General features: G+C 41.2%; 16 protein-coding genes. 14 read left to right on the forward strand and 2 right to left on the reverse strand.

What is annotated here, in order from left to right:
* The first annotated feature begins 39 nt into the window (after positions 1-39).
* The 14 genes from DXA60_RS09725 (at position 40) to DXA60_RS09790 (ending at position 18,774) form a co-directional block, all read left to right on the forward strand.
* Positions 40-1,356 carry a glycoside hydrolase family 1 protein gene (locus DXA60_RS09725; RefSeq protein WP_117921055.1) on the forward strand — a complete coding sequence of 439 codons (1,317 nt, stop codon included), beginning with the start codon at positions 40-42 and terminating at the stop codon, positions 1,354-1,356.
* Between the two features lie 27 nt (positions 1,357-1,383).
* Positions 1,384-3,204 carry a family 43 glycosylhydrolase gene (locus tag DXA60_RS09730; RefSeq protein ID WP_117921056.1) on the forward strand — a complete coding sequence of 607 codons (1,821 nt, stop codon included), beginning with the start codon at positions 1,384-1,386 and terminating at the stop codon, positions 3,202-3,204.
* A 25-nt stretch (positions 3,205-3,229) separates the two neighbouring features.
* Positions 3,230-4,087, forward strand: coding sequence for a sugar phosphate isomerase/epimerase family protein (locus DXA60_RS09735; RefSeq protein WP_117921057.1), 858 nt, complete (start codon positions 3,230-3,232; stop codon positions 4,085-4,087).
* A gap of 19 nt (positions 4,088-4,106) precedes the next feature.
* Entirely contained in the window at positions 4,107-6,650 is a 2,544-nt protein-coding gene (locus DXA60_RS09740) for a family 78 glycoside hydrolase catalytic domain (protein WP_117921058.1), read from the forward strand.
* A gap of 74 nt (positions 6,651-6,724) precedes the next feature.
* On the forward strand, positions 6,725-7,396 hold the full coding sequence (locus DXA60_RS09745; protein ID WP_117921059.1) for a response regulator transcription factor: 672 nt from the start codon (positions 6,725-6,727) through the stop codon (positions 7,394-7,396).
* Positions 7,389-8,429 (forward strand): HAMP domain-containing sensor histidine kinase, encoded by a 1,041-nt coding sequence (locus DXA60_RS09750; RefSeq protein WP_117921060.1) that lies wholly within the window; start codon positions 7,389-7,391, stop codon positions 8,427-8,429. The genes DXA60_RS09745 and DXA60_RS09750 overlap by 8 nt, the downstream gene beginning before the upstream one ends.
* A 72-nt stretch (positions 8,430-8,501) precedes the next feature.
* Positions 8,502-9,515, forward strand: a complete 1,014-nt coding sequence (locus DXA60_RS09755; protein WP_117921061.1) for an NAD-dependent epimerase/dehydratase family protein — start codon at positions 8,502-8,504, stop codon at positions 9,513-9,515.
* A 29-nt stretch (positions 9,516-9,544) separates the two neighbouring features.
* Positions 9,545-9,703, forward strand: coding sequence for an SDR family NAD(P)-dependent oxidoreductase (locus DXA60_RS09760; protein ID WP_241071014.1), 159 nt, complete (start codon positions 9,545-9,547; stop codon positions 9,701-9,703).
* Between the two features lie 307 nt (positions 9,704-10,010).
* Positions 10,011-10,595, forward strand: coding sequence for a PD-(D/E)XK nuclease domain-containing protein (locus tag DXA60_RS09765; protein ID WP_117921063.1), 585 nt, complete (start codon positions 10,011-10,013; stop codon positions 10,593-10,595).
* Between the two features lie 211 nt (positions 10,596-10,806).
* Positions 10,807-13,710 carry a glycoside hydrolase family 3 C-terminal domain-containing protein gene (locus DXA60_RS09770; protein ID WP_117921064.1) on the forward strand — a complete coding sequence of 968 codons (2,904 nt, stop codon included), beginning with the start codon at positions 10,807-10,809 and terminating at the stop codon, positions 13,708-13,710.
* 44 nt (positions 13,711-13,754) lie between these two features.
* The gene (locus tag DXA60_RS09775; RefSeq protein WP_117921065.1) at positions 13,755-14,318 is read left to right on the forward strand and encodes a GtrA family protein; all 564 of its coding nucleotides are present in this window, start codon (positions 13,755-13,757) and stop codon (positions 14,316-14,318) included.
* Between the two features lie 188 nt (positions 14,319-14,506).
* Positions 14,507-15,127 carry a TetR/AcrR family transcriptional regulator gene (locus DXA60_RS09780; RefSeq protein WP_199536205.1) on the forward strand — a complete coding sequence of 207 codons (621 nt, stop codon included), beginning with the start codon at positions 14,507-14,509 and terminating at the stop codon, positions 15,125-15,127.
* A 122-nt stretch (positions 15,128-15,249) separates the two neighbouring features.
* The gene (locus DXA60_RS09785; RefSeq protein ID WP_117921067.1) at positions 15,250-17,037 is read left to right on the forward strand and encodes an ABC transporter ATP-binding protein; all 1,788 of its coding nucleotides are present in this window, start codon (positions 15,250-15,252) and stop codon (positions 17,035-17,037) included.
* A 3-nt stretch (positions 17,038-17,040) separates the two neighbouring features.
* Positions 17,041-18,774 carry an ABC transporter ATP-binding protein gene (locus tag DXA60_RS09790; RefSeq protein WP_117921068.1) on the forward strand — a complete coding sequence of 578 codons (1,734 nt, stop codon included), beginning with the start codon at positions 17,041-17,043 and terminating at the stop codon, positions 18,772-18,774.
* 128 nt (positions 18,775-18,902) lie between these two features.
* On the opposite strand, the gene DXA60_RS09795 is transcribed toward DXA60_RS09790, so the two are convergent.
* Together DXA60_RS09795 and DXA60_RS09800 are read right to left on the reverse strand one after the other, a co-directional pair.
* Positions 18,903-19,418 carry a hypothetical protein gene (locus tag DXA60_RS09795; RefSeq protein WP_117921069.1) on the reverse strand — a complete coding sequence of 172 codons (516 nt, stop codon included), beginning with the start codon at positions 19,416-19,418 and terminating at the stop codon, positions 18,903-18,905.
* An 86-nt stretch (positions 19,419-19,504) separates the two neighbouring features.
* The gene (locus DXA60_RS09800) at positions 19,505-20,014 is read right to left on the reverse strand and encodes a flavin reductase family protein (RefSeq protein ID WP_117921070.1); all 510 of its coding nucleotides are present in this window, start codon (positions 20,012-20,014) and stop codon (positions 19,505-19,507) included.
* Positions 20,015-20,091 lie beyond the last annotated feature (77 nt).

Consider the following 20,091-nt stretch of genomic DNA (forward strand, 5'->3'; position numbering starts at 1 on the left):
AGTTAATTGAGAGAGAGCAGTGAAGTGAGGTCAGATGAAATGAGCAGATTTCCAGACAAATTTATGATTGGTGCGTCAACTGCGGCGCACCAGGTAGAGGGCAGCAATACAAACAGTGATTACTGGGCAATGGAGCACTTAAAGCATACGAACTTTAATGAGCCATCTTTAAACGCAGTTGACCATTATAACCGTTATGAGGAGGATATCCGTCTGATGGCAGAGGCTGGGCTGAATACTTATCGGTTTTCCATAGAGTGGGCACGTATAGAGCCGGAAGAGGGAAAATTTGATGAAGCAGAAACAGAGCACTACAGAAAGGTGCTCAAATGCTGCAGGAATCATGGAATAGAACCGGTTGTTACCATGATGCATTTTACATCACCAGTATGGCTGATACAAAAAGGCGGATGGGAAAGTGAGTCAACCGTAAAGTATTTTGTAAGATACTGTGCATATCTGGCAGAAAAACTTGGAGACCTCATGCATTATGTCATCACAATCAATGAAGCAAATATGGGACTTCAGGTAGCTGCGATCGCAGAGCGTTATAAGCGTCAGATGATGGCGAAGCGCAGGGAAGGAAAAAAGAGTAAAAAAGATAAGAACATGGAAGGCACCGCTCAGGTTGGCATGAATTTTAATAAAATGCTGAAAAATATGTTCTGGCAGGGATTTGAAAACAAAAAAGTTTTTGGAACAAAAAAACCGCAGATCTTTGTCAGTGCAAGAACACCAGAAGGAGATATCCTTGTAATGCGTGCGCATCAGGCTGCAAGAGATGCGATGAAAAAGGTTCATCCAGAACTTTTGATAGGATTGTCATTGTCACTTCATGATATTCAGGCTGTTGATGGTGGAGATGCAGCTGCAAAGCATGAGTGGGAGGAGGAATTTACACATTATCTTCCCTATATAAAGGATGATGATTTTTTTGGACTTCAGAATTATACCAGAAGCCTTATTGGACCAGATGGAATATGTCCTGTGCCTGAGGGGGCAGAGATTACACAGATGGAGTATGAATTTTATCCACAGGCATTGGAACATGTGATCAGAAGAGTGCATGAGGAGTATACAAAAGCTGGGAAGAAAAATATGCCGATCATGGTCACAGAGAATGGCATAGCAACAGAGGACGATACCAGAAGGGTTGCATTTATTGATGAGGCAGCAAAGGGAGTGGAAGCATGTATTGCGGATCATATACCGGTGATAGGCTATTGCCACTGGTCGCTGCTGGACAATTTTGAGTGGCAAAAGGGCTTTTCAATGAAATTCGGACTGATAGCAGTAGACAGATCCACCATGAAGCGTATGCCGAAAAAGAGTCTCTATTTTCTGGGACAACTATAACTTGGAAAATATATGGAGTGAAAATAAATGAAGTATTATTGTAATCCGGTAAATATAAATTACAGATATCAGTTCAATGCGGATCAGAGGAAAAACGGAATTGCTGTCTGCCGCGAAGCAGCAGACCCATCCATGATAACGTTTAAAGGCAGATATTACATATTTGCATCCATGACTCTTGGTGTATGGGTTTCGGATGATCTGGTAAAATGGGAAAATCATAAACTGCCATCAGAACTTCCGTTGTATGATTATGCGCCGGATGTGCGTGTGATGGGGGAATATGTATATTTCTGTGCCTCAAAAAAAGGGGAAAAATGCGACAGGTACCGCACAAAAGATATCTTAAACGGACCATATGAGAAGATAGAGGGAACCTTTGATTTCTGGGATCCGAATCTGTTTGTGGATGATGATGGAAAGGTTTATTTTTACTGGGGCTGTTCAAATGAGACCCCTATGTGGGGAGTGGAGTTAGACCCACAGACCATGAATCCAAAGGGAGAGAAAAAAGAACTGATATATGCCGATCCTTATAAATATGGATATGAGCGGATTGGTGATGATAACGGTAAGCTGCCACGCTCAAAGGAAGAGGTGGACGCCTGTTTTGACAATTTCATGAAATCCCAGGGGACACCTGTGGAGCAGATCCCGCAAATGTATATCCCGATGATCAGGGGAATGTTCACAGATAAACCTTATATTGAGGGTGCCTGGATGGATAAACATGACGGCAGATATTATCTGCAGTATGCCTTTGCAGGTACACAATATAATACATACGGAGATGGAGTATATGTCTCAGACAAGCCATTAGGACCATTCACACCGGCAAAAAACAATCCATATTCCTATCATCCGGGTGGATTTATGCCAGGTGCCGGTCATGGTTCTACGATGGAGGATTATAAGGGGAATCTGTGGCATGCGGCTACAATGCGGATCAGCGTAAACCATGATTTTGAGAGAAGAGTCGGCATCTGGAAGGCTGCATATGATGAGGAAGGTGAGTTGTGCTGTAATCAGAGGTATGGGGACTGGCCGATTGGCGTGTCTGACGGGAAAGAACAGGATATATGGGAAAATCCACCCTGGATGCTGTTATCATATAAGAAAGAAATGTCAGCATCATCATGTACGGATGGGCATGCACCACAGCTTGCAGCGAATGAAAATGCGCAAAACTGGTGGCAGGCTTCGTCATCCGACCGGAAAGAATGGCTGATGATGGATTTGGGAAAAGCTATGGATGTGCATGCGATCCAGATTAATTTTGCGGATGATGAAATCCATATTCCAGTTCCCGGCCAGATAAGAGGGACGACTCAGGCGAGATATATTGAGGAAGCAGATCTTGTTACGCGGTATCTTTTAGAGGGATCTGTGGATGGTGAAAAATTCTTTGTATTAGAAGATAAGACAAAAGCAGATACGGATTTAAGCCATGATTTCTTAGTATATGAGAATGGTATGGAGGTTCGTTACATAAGATTGTCTGATATGAAAGTGCCTTACGGTCAAAAGCCTTGTATCAGTGGACTCAGAGTGTTCGGTAAAGGTGCAGGCAGTTTGCCGGAACAGGCATCATATGAAGCAGCAAGAATTTCCGGAATAGACATGGAGATTGTGATTGATTCACAGGAGAAGGATGAAGCGGATGGGACGACAGGATACAATATTCTCTGGGGACTTAAACCAGATAAGCTGTATCACAGCTATCTCACATATGATACGAAAAAGAGAATAGGAGCTCTTGTTGACGGAGAATCTTACTATGTAAGAGTGGATACATTTAATGAAAATGGAATTACGGAAGGAAAACTTCAGTTTGTAGAAAATTTGTAAGATAAGAAAAACAAGGAGAAAATTCATGGCGATCAAAGCAGTACAACAGATTATGCTTGGAACAGTGACAGGCAGTGAAGCAAAGGCAAAAGAGACACTGCAGGCGATGGTAAATGCCGGATATAATGGAATCGAACTAAACAGCTTTATGGTTAATCCTACCCCATTTATGGTGCGGATGCTCACGATGGCTGCGGGCATGCCTACAGGAAAAGGAGGCAATCTTGACTGGGCAAAGCTGGTGAAGGAGGCAGGACTTTCTGTTGTCAGTCTGCATAAGGATTTAGGTGGTATAGAAAAAGAACTTGCCAAGACAGTGAGGGAAGCAGAAAAATACAATACCACCAATGTTGTTATTACAGGAATGTACCGCTTTGATTATCGCGATAAGACGCAGGTTACAGACCTGTGTAAAAGGCTCAATGAAGCTGGAAAAAAACTGAAAGCAGAGGGTATAAATCTCTTATATCACAATCATAATTACGAATTTCAAAAAGTGGATGGCAGACAGAATGCGTATGAATATATTATCTCAAATACAGATCCAGAATATGTAGGTTTTGAGTTTGACTCTTACTGGCCGACAGAGGCTGGTGTGTGCGCACTGGATGTTATGAAAATGCTGGGCAGCAGAATGAAGCTGTACCACATTAATGACAGAGGAACAAAGCTTACAAAGCCTGTAATGACACCGATTCTTAAGTCAGACAGCTGTGAACTTGGATATGGTAACATGAATCTTGAAGCCTTATGTGGGCAGGCGTTGTCGTCAGGAGTGGAGGCGGTCGTGCTGGAAAGTCACAAAAATTGGATAGATAAGTCGCCGATAAAATCATTTGAGGCATCTGCAAAATTTTTGAATGAACATATTGGAACTGTTTAAATATACATGAGGAAAAATTATGCGAGCAATTAATTTAAGAACAGAACATATGATAAATCCCATAGGAATTGATATAAAGGAGCCATATCTGTCATGGAATTGTGCAGATGGCAGGAGACAGACCGCATATGAGATCGTGGCTATGGATGAAAATTGTGTGGTTTGGGACAGTAGCCGGGTAAAGTCGGACAGTATGCATACGTATTGTCCGTTGGAGCTGAAAAGCAGACAGCGTATATCCTGGAAAATACGACTATGGGACGAAAGGGATGAAGCTGGTGAGTGGAGTGAGGAAGCCTTTTTTGAAATGGGGTTGTTAGATAAGTCTGACTGGATGGCAAAATGGATCAATCCAGAGTCTGAATGTAATCCGGAGGCACATAAGCCAGCCAGCTATCTGAGAACACATTTTCAATGTGATGAAAAAATCCTAAATAAAAGTGTAAGATTGTATGTAACTGCCCATGGTTTATATGAAGTCTGGATTAACGGAAAAAGAGCAGGGGATTTTGTGCTTGCACCAGGCAGCTATAATTATGATAAGAGACTTGCATACCAGACCTATAATGTGTCAGGACTTTTATGTGAGGGCAGAAATGAAGTAGAAGTGATTCTTGGTGATGGCTGGTACAGAAGTGTCTCTGGAGTAGATGGAGACAGGAATATTTATGGTACAGATATTGCCCTGCTGTTTCAGCTTGAGGCAGATGGCAGGGCTGTATGTGTTTCGGATGAAACATGGGAGGCTTCACAAAATGGTGCCATACGTCAAAATGATATGCAGCAGGGGGAAATTGTGGATGCAAGACTGGCTGAGGTGTCAGAGTACCATGAGGTAAAGGTGGAGGATTTTTCTTTTGATCAGTTGATATGTTCTGATTGTGTTCCTGTATGTGAAATGGAGTATTTTAAGGGAAAGATTATAACGACGCCAAATGGAGAGACGGTTATAGATTTTGGACAGAATCTTGCAGGATATGTGGAGTTTACACTGAATGCCCATGAAGGAGATACAATTGTCCTGACACATGGAGAGACTTTAGACGAAAATGGTAATTTCACGCAGGAAAATTTTCAGGACAGAAAACGTCATAAAGAAGGTGGCACGAAACAGCAGGTTGTGTATACATGTGCAGAGGGAGAAAATCACTATAAGACAAAGTTCTCTATATGGGGGTTCAGATATGCAAAGGCTGATACAGTGATTGACCTCTCAGATGCATCATTTACTGCAATTGCAGTATATTCAAAGATGGATACACTGACAATTTTTGAGTGTGGAAATGACGATATTAACAGATTGGTGCAAAACAGTATCTGGAGCCAGAAATCCAACTTTTGTGATGTTCCTACCGATTGTCCTACAAGAGAACGGGCAGCCTGGACTGGGGATATGGGAGTATTTGCCCATACAGGACTGTATCTTATGGATGCCTATCCGGTAATGCGAAAATGGCTTGCAGAGTGCAGAACATCGCAGTTTGATGATGGAAAAATTGCAAATATTGCACCAAAGAATAACAAGTCATCTTTTTTCTCGGGGCTTCTTGCCGGTTCCGTAGGATGGGGGGACGCATGTATCATTGTTCCATATGAGATGTACAGGCGGTATGGTGATGCAAGGATTTTATCCGAAAATTATGAGATGATGAAGAAATGGTATGTATTTCTCGAAGAGCGTGCAAAAAAGCGTCCAGTGAACCCTGTAAAAAGATTTAAGAGAAATCCATACCGCAGATATACGATAGAAACAGGAGTTGATTATGGTGAGTGGTGTGAGCCTGATGTGGAAAGTACTTCCGCTATGCGCACACCACAGGGCAAAGTTGCCACAGCATTTTTTGCATACTCAGGGCGGATGTTAGCAGAGATCGCAGCGATTCTCGGAAAAGAAGATGACGCTGCTTATTACAGTAAAACCGCAGAGATGGCAAAGAAGGCATGGCGTTTTATAGCAACAGAGGATGGAAAGATCTCTTCAGACAGACAGGCTGATTATGTGAGGGCACTTGCGTTTGGACTTTTAGATGGGGATGAAGCAAGGCAGGCAGCAGCCGATCTGAATGAACTGGTAAAAAAATGTGGATATCATTTAAATACCGGATTTTTATCTACCCCGAATCTGACAAGGGTACTGTGTGATTACGGATATGAGGATACTGCATATAAGCTGTTGCTGCAGGATACAAGACCGGGCTGGCTTTATGAGGTGAAAAAAGGAGCTACAACGATCTGGGAAACATGGGATGGTATTAATGAAAAGGGCGAGGTAAAGGCATCGTTAAACCATTATTCTTATGGCGCAATATGTGGATGGATCCTGGATGCCGTATGCGGAATACAGGTTTCAGATGGAAAAATCAGAATCTGTCCGCATCCCGATAAAGTCCTTGGCTATGCGAAGGCTTCCTATCAGTCGCCATATGGCAGAATTGAAAGCGGCTGGAAATATGATGGGGACAAAGTCACATATGAGTTTGAAATCCCGTCAAATACGCATGCAGAGGTGATTTTACCCGATGGAAGAAGAGAAGTGTTAGATTCAGGAAGATATTCATTGTAAATGACAAAATAACGGAATGGGAGACTTGGTATCAGATATTTCTGATGCCAAGTTTTGCTTTACAGGAGAAATATATGGTGAAGGTATTAATTATTGAAGATGACAGCAGCGCAAGACTGGTGACAAAACTGCATTTGAGAAACGAATATCAGGTAGTAGAAGCATCGGATGGAATGGAGGCAATGGAACTGTTAAAGCATCAGTCAGTAGATCTGATCATTGCAGATGTTATGATGCCAAAAATGAATGGCTATGAATTTGTGGAGCAGTTTCGGATGATGGATAAGAACACACCGGTTCTTCTTTTAACAGCAAAAAAAGAATGGCAGGACAAAAAAATGGGATTTGCTATTGGAATTGATGATTATATGACGAAACCCGTGAACTATGAGGAATTACAGTGGCGGATCAGGGCATTGCTCCGGAGGGCAAAGATAAGCAATGAAAAACAGATTATTATTGGAGATGTGGTAATCAGTGAGGATTTCAACATGGTAGTCAGAGGGGAAGAGAAGATAACATTGCCGAAAAAGGAATTTGAATTACTGTTTAAACTGCTTTCATATCCAAATAAAATTTTTACGGTATCCCAGATTCTGGATGATATCTGGGGATATGATTCAAATTCAGATGAGACAACAGTAAGAACACATATCAACCGATTGAGAAAGAAATTTGCAGACTGGAATGAATTTGAAATTGTTACGATTCGTGGATTGGGTTATAGAGGGAAACTGAATGAGTAACGGGGCAAAAAGAAACAAGAAAATAGGAACCATTCGCTGGGCAATCGTATTAGCTTTTATTGTTACTTTTTTTTCCGTTGTATCGTACCTGCTTACGATGGCAATCAGGTTTTATTATTACGGTCATGCAGGTGATAATGTGTTTGCCTGGAGTGTGGCAATTTATCAGATTATGGGATCTTTATGTGGAATCGTGATTGCGATAATTTCAGTTATGCTGTACCACAGGATGGAAAAACTTTTAAATGGAATGGAAGATGTGGCAAACGGAAAGTTAGATGTGGAGATTCCCATAGAAAATTCTGGTGAATATAAAGTCATATATGAGAATTTTAACCAGATGGTAAGAGAATTAAAAAATGCAGATGAGCAGCAGAAACAATTTATGAAGGATTTTTCGCATGAATTTAAGACACCGATTCACTCAATAAAGGGAATGGCAGAATATCTGCAGCATAATGAAATTACAAGAGAAGAGGAAAAAGAATATCTGAATGTAATGGCGGAGGAAGCTGGGAGACTGGCACAGTTATCGCAAAATACGCTGTTGTTATCAAAACTGGATCATATGGAAGTACTTCGGAAAAAAGAAGAGTTCCGGCTTGATTCTCAAATCCGTGACTGCGCGATATTACTGATGCCATCTTTTGAAGAAAAAAATATTCAGCTTGAAGCTGAGCTGCCAGAAATGAAATTCTATGGCAATGAGGAATTAATGAAAGAGGTCTGGGTAAATTTATTGGACAATGCCAGAAAATATTCATCAGAAGGAAACCTTGTCTTTGTAGAAGGAAAGGTAACACAGGATGATCTATGGATTACTGTGAGAGATGAGGGGCAGGGGATGGATGAGCAGACAAAGCAGCATTTGTTTGAACGTTATTATCAGGGGGATGCGTCCCACGAAACCAGTGGATTTGGTATGGGATTGCCAATAGTTAAACGCATTGTGGAGCTTAGCGGGGGAACCATATGGGTGGAAAGTACATTGGGAAAGGGAACCACTGTCACTATATTTTTAAAATTAATTTGAAAAAGTTTATACTGCGTTTATCTTCCTTTGTTAAGGTATGCAAAGAACAGGAAAAGAAGGAGGAATATCAGGATGGAGGATAGCAGAATCTATTTATTGACAGGTGCGGCTGGTTTTCTTGGGAATAATATTGCCAGGCAGTTAGTTGAAAAAGGATGCCGGGTGCGAGGACTCGTGTTGAAGGGGGATAAGGCTGTCAAGCACATTCCGGAAGGAGTAGAAATCGTGTATGGTGACTTGACAGATAAGACTTCTTTGGAAAATTTTTTTGATGTGGAAAAGGAACAACTTGTTTGTATTCACTGTGCAAGTATTGTGTATTTAAAGGAAGAACCCAGTGAACTGGTATATCGGGTTAATGTTGAGGGAACCCAAAATATTATTGATTTTTGTTTGGAAAAAAACGTGGAAAAACTTGTATATGTAAGTTCGACAGGAACCGTGGCAGAGCTTCCGCACGGGGAATTTATGAGAGAACCGGAAAAATTTGACCTGGATAAAATAGTTGGATATTACGGAAAAACAAAAGCTATGGCAACACAGTTAGTATTTGATGCAGTAAAAGAAAAAGGATTAAAGGCGTGCGTAGTATATCCTACAGGTATATGTGGACCAAATGATTACGCTGGTGGACCGGTATCGACTTTTATTGAACAGTATTGTAATGGGGGAAATAAGGTAGGATTTCCGGGGTCATTCAATTCAGTAGATGTAAGAGATTTGGCTGCAGGAACAATTGCTGCGGTAGATAAGGGGAGAATTGGAGAAGGCTATATATTGGGCAATGATGTGGTTTGGATGAAAGATATGTTTGCTTATATCAGTCATGCAAGTGGTGTGAAAATGACGAAAATAATTCTTCCAATGCCATTAACAAGGATTATTGTAAAAGTAAGTGAGACAATTGGAAGACTAACAAACAAGGCCCCATTGATAACAGAATTAATGCTATACAACTTAGTACGAAATAATGCATATGATAGTAGCAAGGCAAAGAAAGAACTGGGGTATCAGACAAGACCATTTGCTGATACAATTTATGACGAAGTAGAATGGTTAAAAGAAGAACACAGGGTGTCGGCATAAATAGCATCAAAAGGAAGGATTTGAGTAAAGTGAATTTTTCAAGTGTAGAAGGAAAAGTAGCAATTGTAACAGGTGCAAGCAGAGGTATTGGGGAGTCAATTGCAGAAATTTTTGGTGAAAACGGAATGAAAGTAGTCTGTGCAGCCATTCCGGTAGATGGAGCATTGTCAGCAGGACATCAGAACTAAACTGTGAATTGTAACATTGTTTAAGACAGATATCCCTTGAAGAAAAGAGTCCGGTTTTTTATAATTGGAAAAGAGAATATAATTTTAAAACTGAACTGGGGGAATGAAAGATATGTTACCGCATATCAGTATTGGAAAACAGAATTTTGCAGCATTGCGGGAAGGCAATTATTTTTTTGTAGATAAGTCTGATTTTATCCGGTCATCTTTTTAAGTTTTGCGGATGTGAAACAGACAAATTATGAGGATGCCGTACGAAAAATAAAAAATATTATTGAAGAAACATATATGCAGCATGCGTATCTGAATGAAAGCAGAAGAGGTGGAATACCGAGGTATGCTGTTAGAGCCGTGGTATCATCTTCGTATCACGAATCTGGAAACTTACAGTATGTTTTCGAACATGTTTAAAGGATGGTTTGATGATTCCATGTCGAATTATAATGAGTTCATAGAGGCATTATTAAAAGGGAACTTAAAAGAGATGAATATTTATATGAATGATATTGCACTCACAACTTTCAGCAGTTTTGATACCGGAAATCATCCATCGAAAAGAGCACAGCCAGAGCGTTTTTATCATGGATTTGTACTGGGACTTTTGGTGAAACTGCGGGATTCCTATGATGTGCGGTCAAACAGGGAAAGCGGTTACGGCAGATATGATATCATGCTGGTTCCTCATGACCGGAAAAACGATGCGATCGTAATGGAATTTAAAGTCCATGAGGCAGATGAAGAAGAATCATTAGAAGATACGGTGCAGTCCGCTTTAAAACAGATCAGGGAAAAAAATTATGACGCCGGACTGACTGCAGCAGGAATCCAAAAAGAAAAGATCAGACACTACGGATTTGCTTTTGAGGGAAAGAAAGTACTGATCGGAAAATAATTTAGAATTGTATTTAAGATGATAGTAAATGCCATGTTTTATGCACAATGCATAAAACAATGGCATTTCTTTTGTCTAAAACTTCCAACATGTAAAACAGTTTATGCGAAAAAAGTGCAGATTGTGAAGATTTTTACCAAAGAATGTGTGATGTGGTAGGATACAGTTACAAGATCCGAAACGGATAAAGAAAACAAGGGAGGATTTAGAAATGTTAGCAATTAACATGGATGACGTGATCAACGTTCTCAATTCCTGTAAGCCATACCTGATTGCGCTGGGTATTGCATTAGCGCTCGCAATTATTGTAACTGTGGCATGCATGAAATTGAAGAAACCGGTAAAGAAACTGGTGAGAAAGGAAGCATGGATTGCATTCCTTATGGCAGCAGTTGTGATTATCAATCTGATCTGCTTTATCCCGATGTCAAGTATGATCTCACTTGCAATGGGAAATGGTACGATCACAGAGGAGACCTCAAATGAGGCAACAGCACTCTGTGAGGATATCGCGGACGAAGGTATTGTATTATTGAAAAATGAGGACAATATCCTTCCACTTACAAATACACAGAATATCAACGTGTTTGGATGGGCATCTACCAATCCTTGCTACGGTGGTACAGGATCAGGAGCATTATCCGACGCATATGAGACAACAACACTTCTTGGTGGTCTTGAGGATGCCGGATACAAGATCAATACAGAACTGACCGATTTCTACAAAGCGTACCGTGAGGACAGACCGGAAGTTGGTATGTGGGCGCAGGACTGGACATTGCCGGAGCCTACAGCAGATTCTTACAGCGATGAGCTGATCAACAATGCAAAAGAGTTTTCGGATACAGCAATGGTAGTAATTACCCGTGTTGGTGGTGAGGGAGCAGACCTTCCAACTGATGTAAGCAAAGTAACTTACACAGATAACTCTGAAAATTACAAAGATTTTGAAGCTGGTGAACATTATTTACAGTTAAGCCAGACAGAAAAAGATATGTTAGACCTTGTTTGTGCCAACTTTGACAATGTCGTTGTTGTATATAACGGTGCAAACACCATGGAACTTGGATTCTTAAATGATTATAAACAGATCAAGGGTGCAATCTGGTGTCCTGGAACAGGTCAGTCCGGATTTGAGTCTCTTGGCGCAGTCGTAGCCGGTACGGTAAATCCATCCGGAAAAACCAGCGATACATTTGTATATGATCTGACAGCAACACCGACTTATAACAACTTTGGAAACTTCCTGTATGACAATATGGATGAGTTTGCCGCTACATCCAAAAACTTCGGAACAGGCGAAGAAGAAGCAACAATTCCATCTTTTGTCAACTATGTAGAAGGCATTTATGTTGGCTATCGTTTCTATGAGACAGCAGCAGTGGAAGGACTCATTGATTATGATAAGACGGTTCAGTTCCCATTTGGATATGGACTTTCTTATACAGATTTTGAACAGAAGATGGGAGATGTTACCGTAGCAGACGGTAAAGTATCCTTTGACGTTACCGTAACAAACAACGGAACTGCCGCAGGAAAAGATGTGGTAGAGGTATATTACAATCCGCCATATACAAACGGTGGAATTGAAAAAGCATCTGCAAATCTGATCGATTTTGCAAAAACAGATGTGTTACAGCCGGGTGAATCCCAGACAATCAATGTAAGTTTCTCAGAAGAAGATATGGCTTCCTATGATACATATGGTAATGGATGCTATGTATTAGAGGCTGGTGACTATGAGATTTCTATCAACTCTGATTCACACAATACGATCGCATCACAGACCGTAAGTGTTGCAGATACCGTTGTATATGATGAGAATAATGCACGTTCTACCGATGATGTAGCTGCAACAAATCAGTTTGCATATGCACAAGGAGATGTAACATATCTTTCAAGAGCAGACGGATTTGCAAACTATGCAAAAGCAACAGCAGCTCCTTCAAACTTTACATTAGCAGAGGATGAGAAAGCTGAGTTCTTAAATAACAGCAATTATGATCCAAACAATTACAACAATGATTCTGATGAAATGCCGACAACAGGCGCGAAAAACGGAATGACACTTGCTGATATGCGTGGTCTTTCCTATGATGATGAAAAATGGGATACACTGCTTGACCAGCTGACAGTTTCTGATATGGATACAATGATCGCTCTTGGCGGATATCAGACATCTGCAGCTGCAAGTGTTGGAAAAGTTATGACCGTTGACTGTGACGGACCTGCATCCATCAATAACAACTTTACAGGAACAGGCTCCATTGGATTCCCGTCCGCAGTTATGATCGCAAATACCTGGAACAAAGACCTTGCACTTTCCTTCGGTGAGAGCATTGGTAAGATGGCAGACGAAATGGAAGTATCCGGATGGTATGCACCAGCGATGAACACACACAGAAATGCATTTGCAGGACGTAACTTCGAGTATTATTCGGAAGATGGAGTTCTCTCAGGAAAAATGGCTGCAAACGCAGTGATCGGTGCTGAAAAATATGGTGTTTATGCATATATCAAACATTTTGCATTAAACGATCAGGAAACAAACCGTACCGGAATGCTCTGTACATGGTCAAATGAGCAGGCAATCCGTGAAATTTACTTAAAACCTTTTGAAATCGCTGTAAAAGAAGGTGGAGCAAAAGCAGTAATGTCTTCCTTCAATTATATCGGTGCACAGTGGGCAGGCGGAACATATCCGTTACAGACAACTGTCCTTCGTGATGAGTGGGGATTCCGTGGATTTGTATTAACTGACTACTTTGGTGTTTACGGATACATGGATTCTGATATGGGTATCCGCGGTGGTACAGACTGTATGTTAGTTGCATATGATACAGAGACAAACCATGTGACAGATACTACAAGCGCAACAGGTGTGAAAGCAATGCGTCAGGCATCCAAAAATATTATGTACACTGTTGTAAACAGCCGTGCATATGATCCTGAGAACTTAAAGACAGGTCTGATGAACTGGCAGATCATTGCAATCGTGATCGATATCATTCTTGGAGTACTGGTTATTTTCTTAGAAGTTCTTACCATCAAAAAATATAAAAAAGATGCCGCAGAAGAACCGGTAAAGACAGTAACTGAAACATCAGCAGAATAAAACAGGATTATGCAGAGGAACAACACATAGAGGTGAAAGCATAAATGAATGGTATAAAAAATCTATGGCAGAACTTTGCAGATAAGCATCCCGGAGCCTCCAAATGGGTCCGGGAGGGCGGTCTGTTCGTGATCGTAAGTAACCTGATCACGGTATTCAAATATTTGATGTTATTGTTTCTGCCGCTCGCATTTGCAGGACTTCCAAATGTTGATTTTGGATTCCCGGGAATCGACATCACATTATTTGGAGAGACATTTAAATGGAACATTATCGGTTATGATGCCGCACACGGTGGACTTCCATATTTCTGTGCATACATGGTTGCCATGGTGATCGGAGAATGCATCAATTTCCCGATCCAGAGAACCTTCGTATTCCGGAGTAAGGGAAATATCTGGTATCAGGCATTCTGGTATCTGATCGCATTCTGTATCGTGACCTGTATTGTAAACTCCATTAACTGTATCTGGGTAGCAGTAGCCGGTATGTTCGTGCCGGACTGGCTCTACAATATCGGAACAACCGTATTAAACGGTGGAGTTTCAATGGTCGTATTTTTCTTTGTAAATAAGATCATTTTCCCGGAAGGGGAAGCGAAAGCATAAAAAGTAGTATGTGAAAAACAAAATAAGCACATATAAAAAGCATGTTTTACGATTCAAAAGAATTGCAGAGCATGCTTTTTTTGTTGTATTTTAAATAGGAATAGGATTCACATATTGACAAATAAAAAAGAAATGTTTATATTTATAACAGTGTTATATAACACTGTTATAAATGAGTGGAGGAACCAGTGACAAAATCAGTAGAAGGAGTTTCAGAGAAAATCATAGCCTGTGCAAAGGAAGAATTTTTAAAAAAAGGTTATTCCGATGCATCCCTGCGGACGATCGCGGCAAAGGCAGGGACGACAACCGGATCGATCTATTCAAGGTTTCAAGATAAAGAAGGATTATTTTCTGCAATCGTAGAACCGGCAGCAGATCATCTGGTGCAGAGATTTCTGCATATACAGGAGACATTTCACGGGCTTGAGGAAGAACAGCAGCCGAAAGAGATGAAGCATTATGTGTCATCCGGCATGGTGGAGATGATCGATTATATTTACGACAATTTTGAAGTGTTTGAGCTTTTGCTGGATGCTTCCTACGGAACAAAGTTTCAGGATTTTGTGGAACGGCTTGTCGAGATCGAGACAGAATATACTTATAAGTATATGGACGTCATTCATTACCGGACGGAAGATGGCGAGGTGATCACCGAGGATTTTATCCATATCATGACGAGGGCATTATTTGAGAGTATGTTTGAGGTGGTACGCCATAAAATGACAAAGGAGACGGCACTCCGTTATATGGATATGCTGGAAAAATATCATTGTGGAGGCTGGAATGCAATTCTGAAATGGGAGTAAGAGATGGGCTGTACATTTCTGGTAACAGGATGACAGCCTTCTAAAAAAATCATTGGTTAGCGAAAACTAATTTAAAGTAGTGCTGTATAACAAGAACTAAAAATGGAAAGGGAGTCTTTGAGATGGAAAGTGATGCGAAGTTAAAAAAACAAAGTTCTTTGGCAAGGCTTTTTGAATATGCCGGGAATTATAAATATCTGACGATCCTGTCGTGGATATTTTCTGTGGTCAGTGCATGGATTGCACTGGTGCCGTTTTATTATATCTGGAAAGTGATAAAAGAAGTTTTAGAGGTGGCGCCTCATTATGAAAATGCAGGAAATATTGCAGATTATGGATGGCATGCAGTAGGATTTGCAATTTTATCGATGGCGCTTTACATTTGCGGGCTGATGTGTTCCCATTTGTCAGCATTTCATGTGCAGGCGAATATCCGTTCACAGTTGATGCACCATATTATGACACTGCCGATGGGATTTATGGACAGTGACGGAAGTGGTAAGTTCCGCAAGATCGTTAACGAGTCAAGTGAGGCAACAGAGACATATCTTGCACACCAGCTGCCAGATCAGGCAGGCGCGATCGCAACGCCGGTGGGACTTTTAGTACTGCTTCTGATGTTTGACTGGAGGCTTGGACTGTTGAGTCTGATCCCGGTGGCAGCGGCATTTTTAATTATGGGAAGCATGACCGGGCAGCGGATGAAGGATAAAATGACAGAGTATCAGAATGCGCTCGAAGAAATGTCGAGTGAGGCAGTTGAATATGTCCGTGGCATTCCGGTCGTAAAGACATTTGGTCAGACGGTATTTTCGTTCAAACGATTCCAGTATTCCATCGAAAAGTACGAGAAATGGACGATCGCTTATACAAAAGAACTGAGACTTCCGATGACGTTTTATACCATGATCATCAACGCAGCATTTGCTGTTTTGATTGCAGTTACTTTTTATGTGGTCAGCAGGGGCGGAGAAAATGACACGTTTTTATTAAATCTGCTGTTTTATATTATCATCACACCGATCATTACGGTTACATTAAATAAGATCATGTACGCAAGTGAAAATCAGATGATCGTAGAGGATGCGTTAAAGCGGATCGATGGTATTTTAGAAAAGAAACCACTGGCAGAAGCAGCAGAAAAAGCAGCTCCAAAAGATATGTCGATTACGTTTGACCACGTATCTTTCCGCTATGAGGATGCCGCAAAAAATGCCTTACATAACATCAACCTGGAAATCAGAGAGGGCGAACACGTTGCGTTTGTCGGACCGTCCGGTGGTGGAAAATCAACGCTTGCAAGCCTGATCGCGCGATTCTTTGACACGACAGAGGGACAGATCAAAATCGGCGGCGTAAATGTAAGGGACATTCCGTCGGAACAGCTTATGAACATGGTATCATTTGTATTCCAGGATAGTAAACTTTTGAAAATGTCCATTTATGACAATGTACGCATAGGCAGGAAAGATGCGACAAGAGAGGAAGTTATGGAAGCCTTGAAAAATGCACAGTGTGAGGATATTATCGGGAAACTTCCGGATGGAATTGACACTGTGATCGGGGCAAAAGGAACTTATGTATCCGGTGGTGAGGCACAGCGGCTTTCGATTGCAAGGGCAATGTTAAAAAATGCGCCGGTTCTGATCTTAGATGAGGCAACTGCATTTGCTGATCCGGATAATGAAGCGAAAGTACAGCAGGCATTTTCAAAATTATCTGAAGGAAAAACAGTGATCATGATCGCACACCGTTTATCTTCGGTTGTGGATGCCGACCGGATCTGTGTGTTAAAAGATGGAGAGATCGTTGAGTCAGGAACACATAAAGAACTGACAGAGATGACGGGGCTGTATGCGCATATGTGGAACGAATACAATAAATCTGTTCGTTGGAAAGTGGGGGAATAAAACATGTCATTCAAAGAAAAAATACAACATAAATACGCACTTTCAGATCAGGGTGCAAAGGATATGATAAAAGCATTTATTTCTGTCACGATATCAGATATTGTCCTGATGTTTCCGGTGGGGATGCTTTATTTTCTGGTAAAGGACTATATGGAGGGAACATTAAGTGGAAGAGGCAGTTTTTATATTGCAGGCTGTATCATTAGTCTGGCACTGATCGCAGCTACTACCTATATCCAGTACAATGCAACTTTTTTTGCAACTTATGTGGAGAGCGGTGTGAGACGTATCACTCTTGCGGAAAAATTAAGAAAAATTCCACTTTCTTTTTTCGGGAAAAAAGATCTTTCGGATCTGACTAGTACGATCATGGCAGACTGTGCAACCATGGAGACGGTTTCCTCCCATGTGATTCCGGAGCTGATCGGAGCATGTATTTCCACGGCACTTGTGGCATTAAGTCTCTTTTTCTTTGACTGGAGAATGGCACTTGCAGCACTCTGGGTACTTCCTGTTTCCTTCCTGATCGTTGGATGTTCCGGGAAGGTTCAAAACGGCCTGAGCAGAAAACAGATGAAACTGAAAATGGAATGTGCCGATGGGATTCAGGAAGGACTTGAGACAGTCCGTGATCTTAAGGCAAATAATGCGCAGAGCGAATATATGAAAGGACTCGACAGAAAGATCAGAGCAGTTGAAAAACATGCGATTGTGACAGAGCTCGGAATGGCTGTATTTGTGGCAAGTGCCCAGATGATCTTAAAACTTGGTATTGCAACAGTTGCCTTAACCGGAGGTATTCTGCTGGCAAAAGGAAGTATTGACGTTCTGACATTGTTCCTGTTTTTACTTGTTGTATCCAGAATTTATGATCCAATGCAGATTTCCCTGCAGAATTTAGCGGCAATGATCAGTGCAAACATACAGAGTGAACGTCTTGATGAGATTTTGTCGCATGAAATTCAGACAGGAACAACAAAGCTTGATCATAAAGGATATGATATTGTATTTTCGCATGTTGGATTTTCTTATGACAGGAAAGAGTCTGTGTTAAAAGATGTGACATTTACGGCGAAACAGGGAGAAGTGACGGCACTGATTGGTCCGTCCGGCGGTGGAAAAACGACGGTATCAAGGCTTGCTGCAAGATTCTGGGATATTGAAAAAGGAAAGATCACAGTCGGGGGCATGGATATTTCAAAAATTGATCCGGAAACTTTGATGTCACTGTATTCTATCGTATTTCAGGATGTTACGCTTTTTAATAATACGATCATGGAAAATATCCGTATCGGCAGACAGGATGCAACGGATGAGGAAGTCATTGCGGCTGCAAAATTAGCGCACTGTGATGAGTTTGCCCGGAAACTGCCTGATGGCTGGCAGACTATGATCGGTGAAAACGGATCAGAACTCTCCGGTGGAGAACGTCAGAGGATCTCGATTGCAAGAGCATTTTTAAAGGATGCGCCAATTATATTATTAGACGAGGCCACAGCATCACTGGATGTCGATAATGAAACACTGATCCAGGAGGCGTTATCGAAACTGATCCAGAACAAGACAGTTCTGATCATTGCACACCGGATGCGTACAGTCGCAAATGCAGATAAGATCGTTGTATTAAAAGACGGGGTGGTTGCAGAGGAAGGCGCACCGGAAGAACTGTCCGCGAAAGAAGGAATCTATCATCATATGATAGAGACACAGGTGCAGGCGGCAGGCTGGGTACTGTAAACAGACAGAACAAAAGAAACGGAGGTATCAGCTGATCATATGGGGATGGCATGATAAACCCGTGTATGAAAATGATAAAAAAATACCGTATCTGTGATTTTTCACGGATGCGGTATTTTTTGTATGACTTATTTTTTCTTTTTCTTGCTTTTCTCTTTTTCAAGTTCAGTTTTTTCTTTTTCGAGCTCCTTATTTGCACGGACAGCTTTTTCTTTTAATTTGGTTCTCCAGCTCTTTTTACCTTCCGGTTTCTCAAGAGGTCCGCGTACACCGGTAACCTTTGTGATATAAATACCACTTACGGTAGCTTTTACTTCTTTCTTGATCGGTATGTAATCAAACACGGATTCATCTGCGATCAAAGACATAACTTTCGGTCCAACCTTTGCTTTTACGATCGGAAGTTTGGTACGGCGCATCATCTTTGGTGTCTGGTCGATCACAACCTGTGGAAGACCAGATTCGGTAATACGCATTCGCTTCTTATCTATGATCAGCATGGATACGGTCTGTGCGGCGGCTGCAAGCTGTTCATCCTGTTCGGCTTTCTTTTTCTGTGCTTTCTTCCCGAGAAAATAAAGGACAACAAGTCCGATGATTAAGACGGCTAAGATAACCAGTAATACGATAGTAACTGGGCTCATAAATAATCCTCCATATATTTACTTTTTAGAACAAAACTCAAAAAATATTGTAGCATTGATTTTTGGAAAAAGCAAGGTGTTCAGGATTATCTTGCCAGAATATCAATGATCTCCGCAATATACATTGTGTGCATGTCATGATCTGTGTACCATTTTTTTGCGATTTCCGGCATCAGGAAAGAATCTTCCGTCAATCTTGTCGCAGACATTTTCTCACATAACAGGACCATATTTCCCTCGTCGATGAATGGAATACTGTGACGGGAAGTAAGTGTTAATCCGGCAGCAGAGATCTTGTCTTCTTCATCACGGCCGGAGTGGCTTCCACAGTAATTTAATGCGTCACGGTATTTTTCAGACAGGAAACTTAAGGAAAAAAATTCGTTTTTATCGATTAGTTCCTTGGTGTATCTGGAATCACGGACAAATACGAAAGCGACGTTTTTACCCCATAAGACACCGACACCGCCCCAGCTTATGGTCATGGTGTTTGCTTTATCCTTAGAACCTGCGGTGAGCAGAGCCCATTCTTTGCCAATCTTTGTAAATGGATCGAATTCTATCATATCTGCTGTTATAGACTGAAATGTATGCATAGCGTAATCTCCTTTATCAGTGCACAAAATATTTATATGTTGGTTTTATTATAAAATTCCCTGATTTAATTGACAAG

Source organism: Roseburia sp. OF03-24 (assembly GCF_003463035.1).
In the GTDB taxonomy this organism is placed as follows: domain Bacteria; phylum Bacillota; class Clostridia; order Lachnospirales; family Lachnospiraceae; genus Roseburia; species Roseburia rectibacter.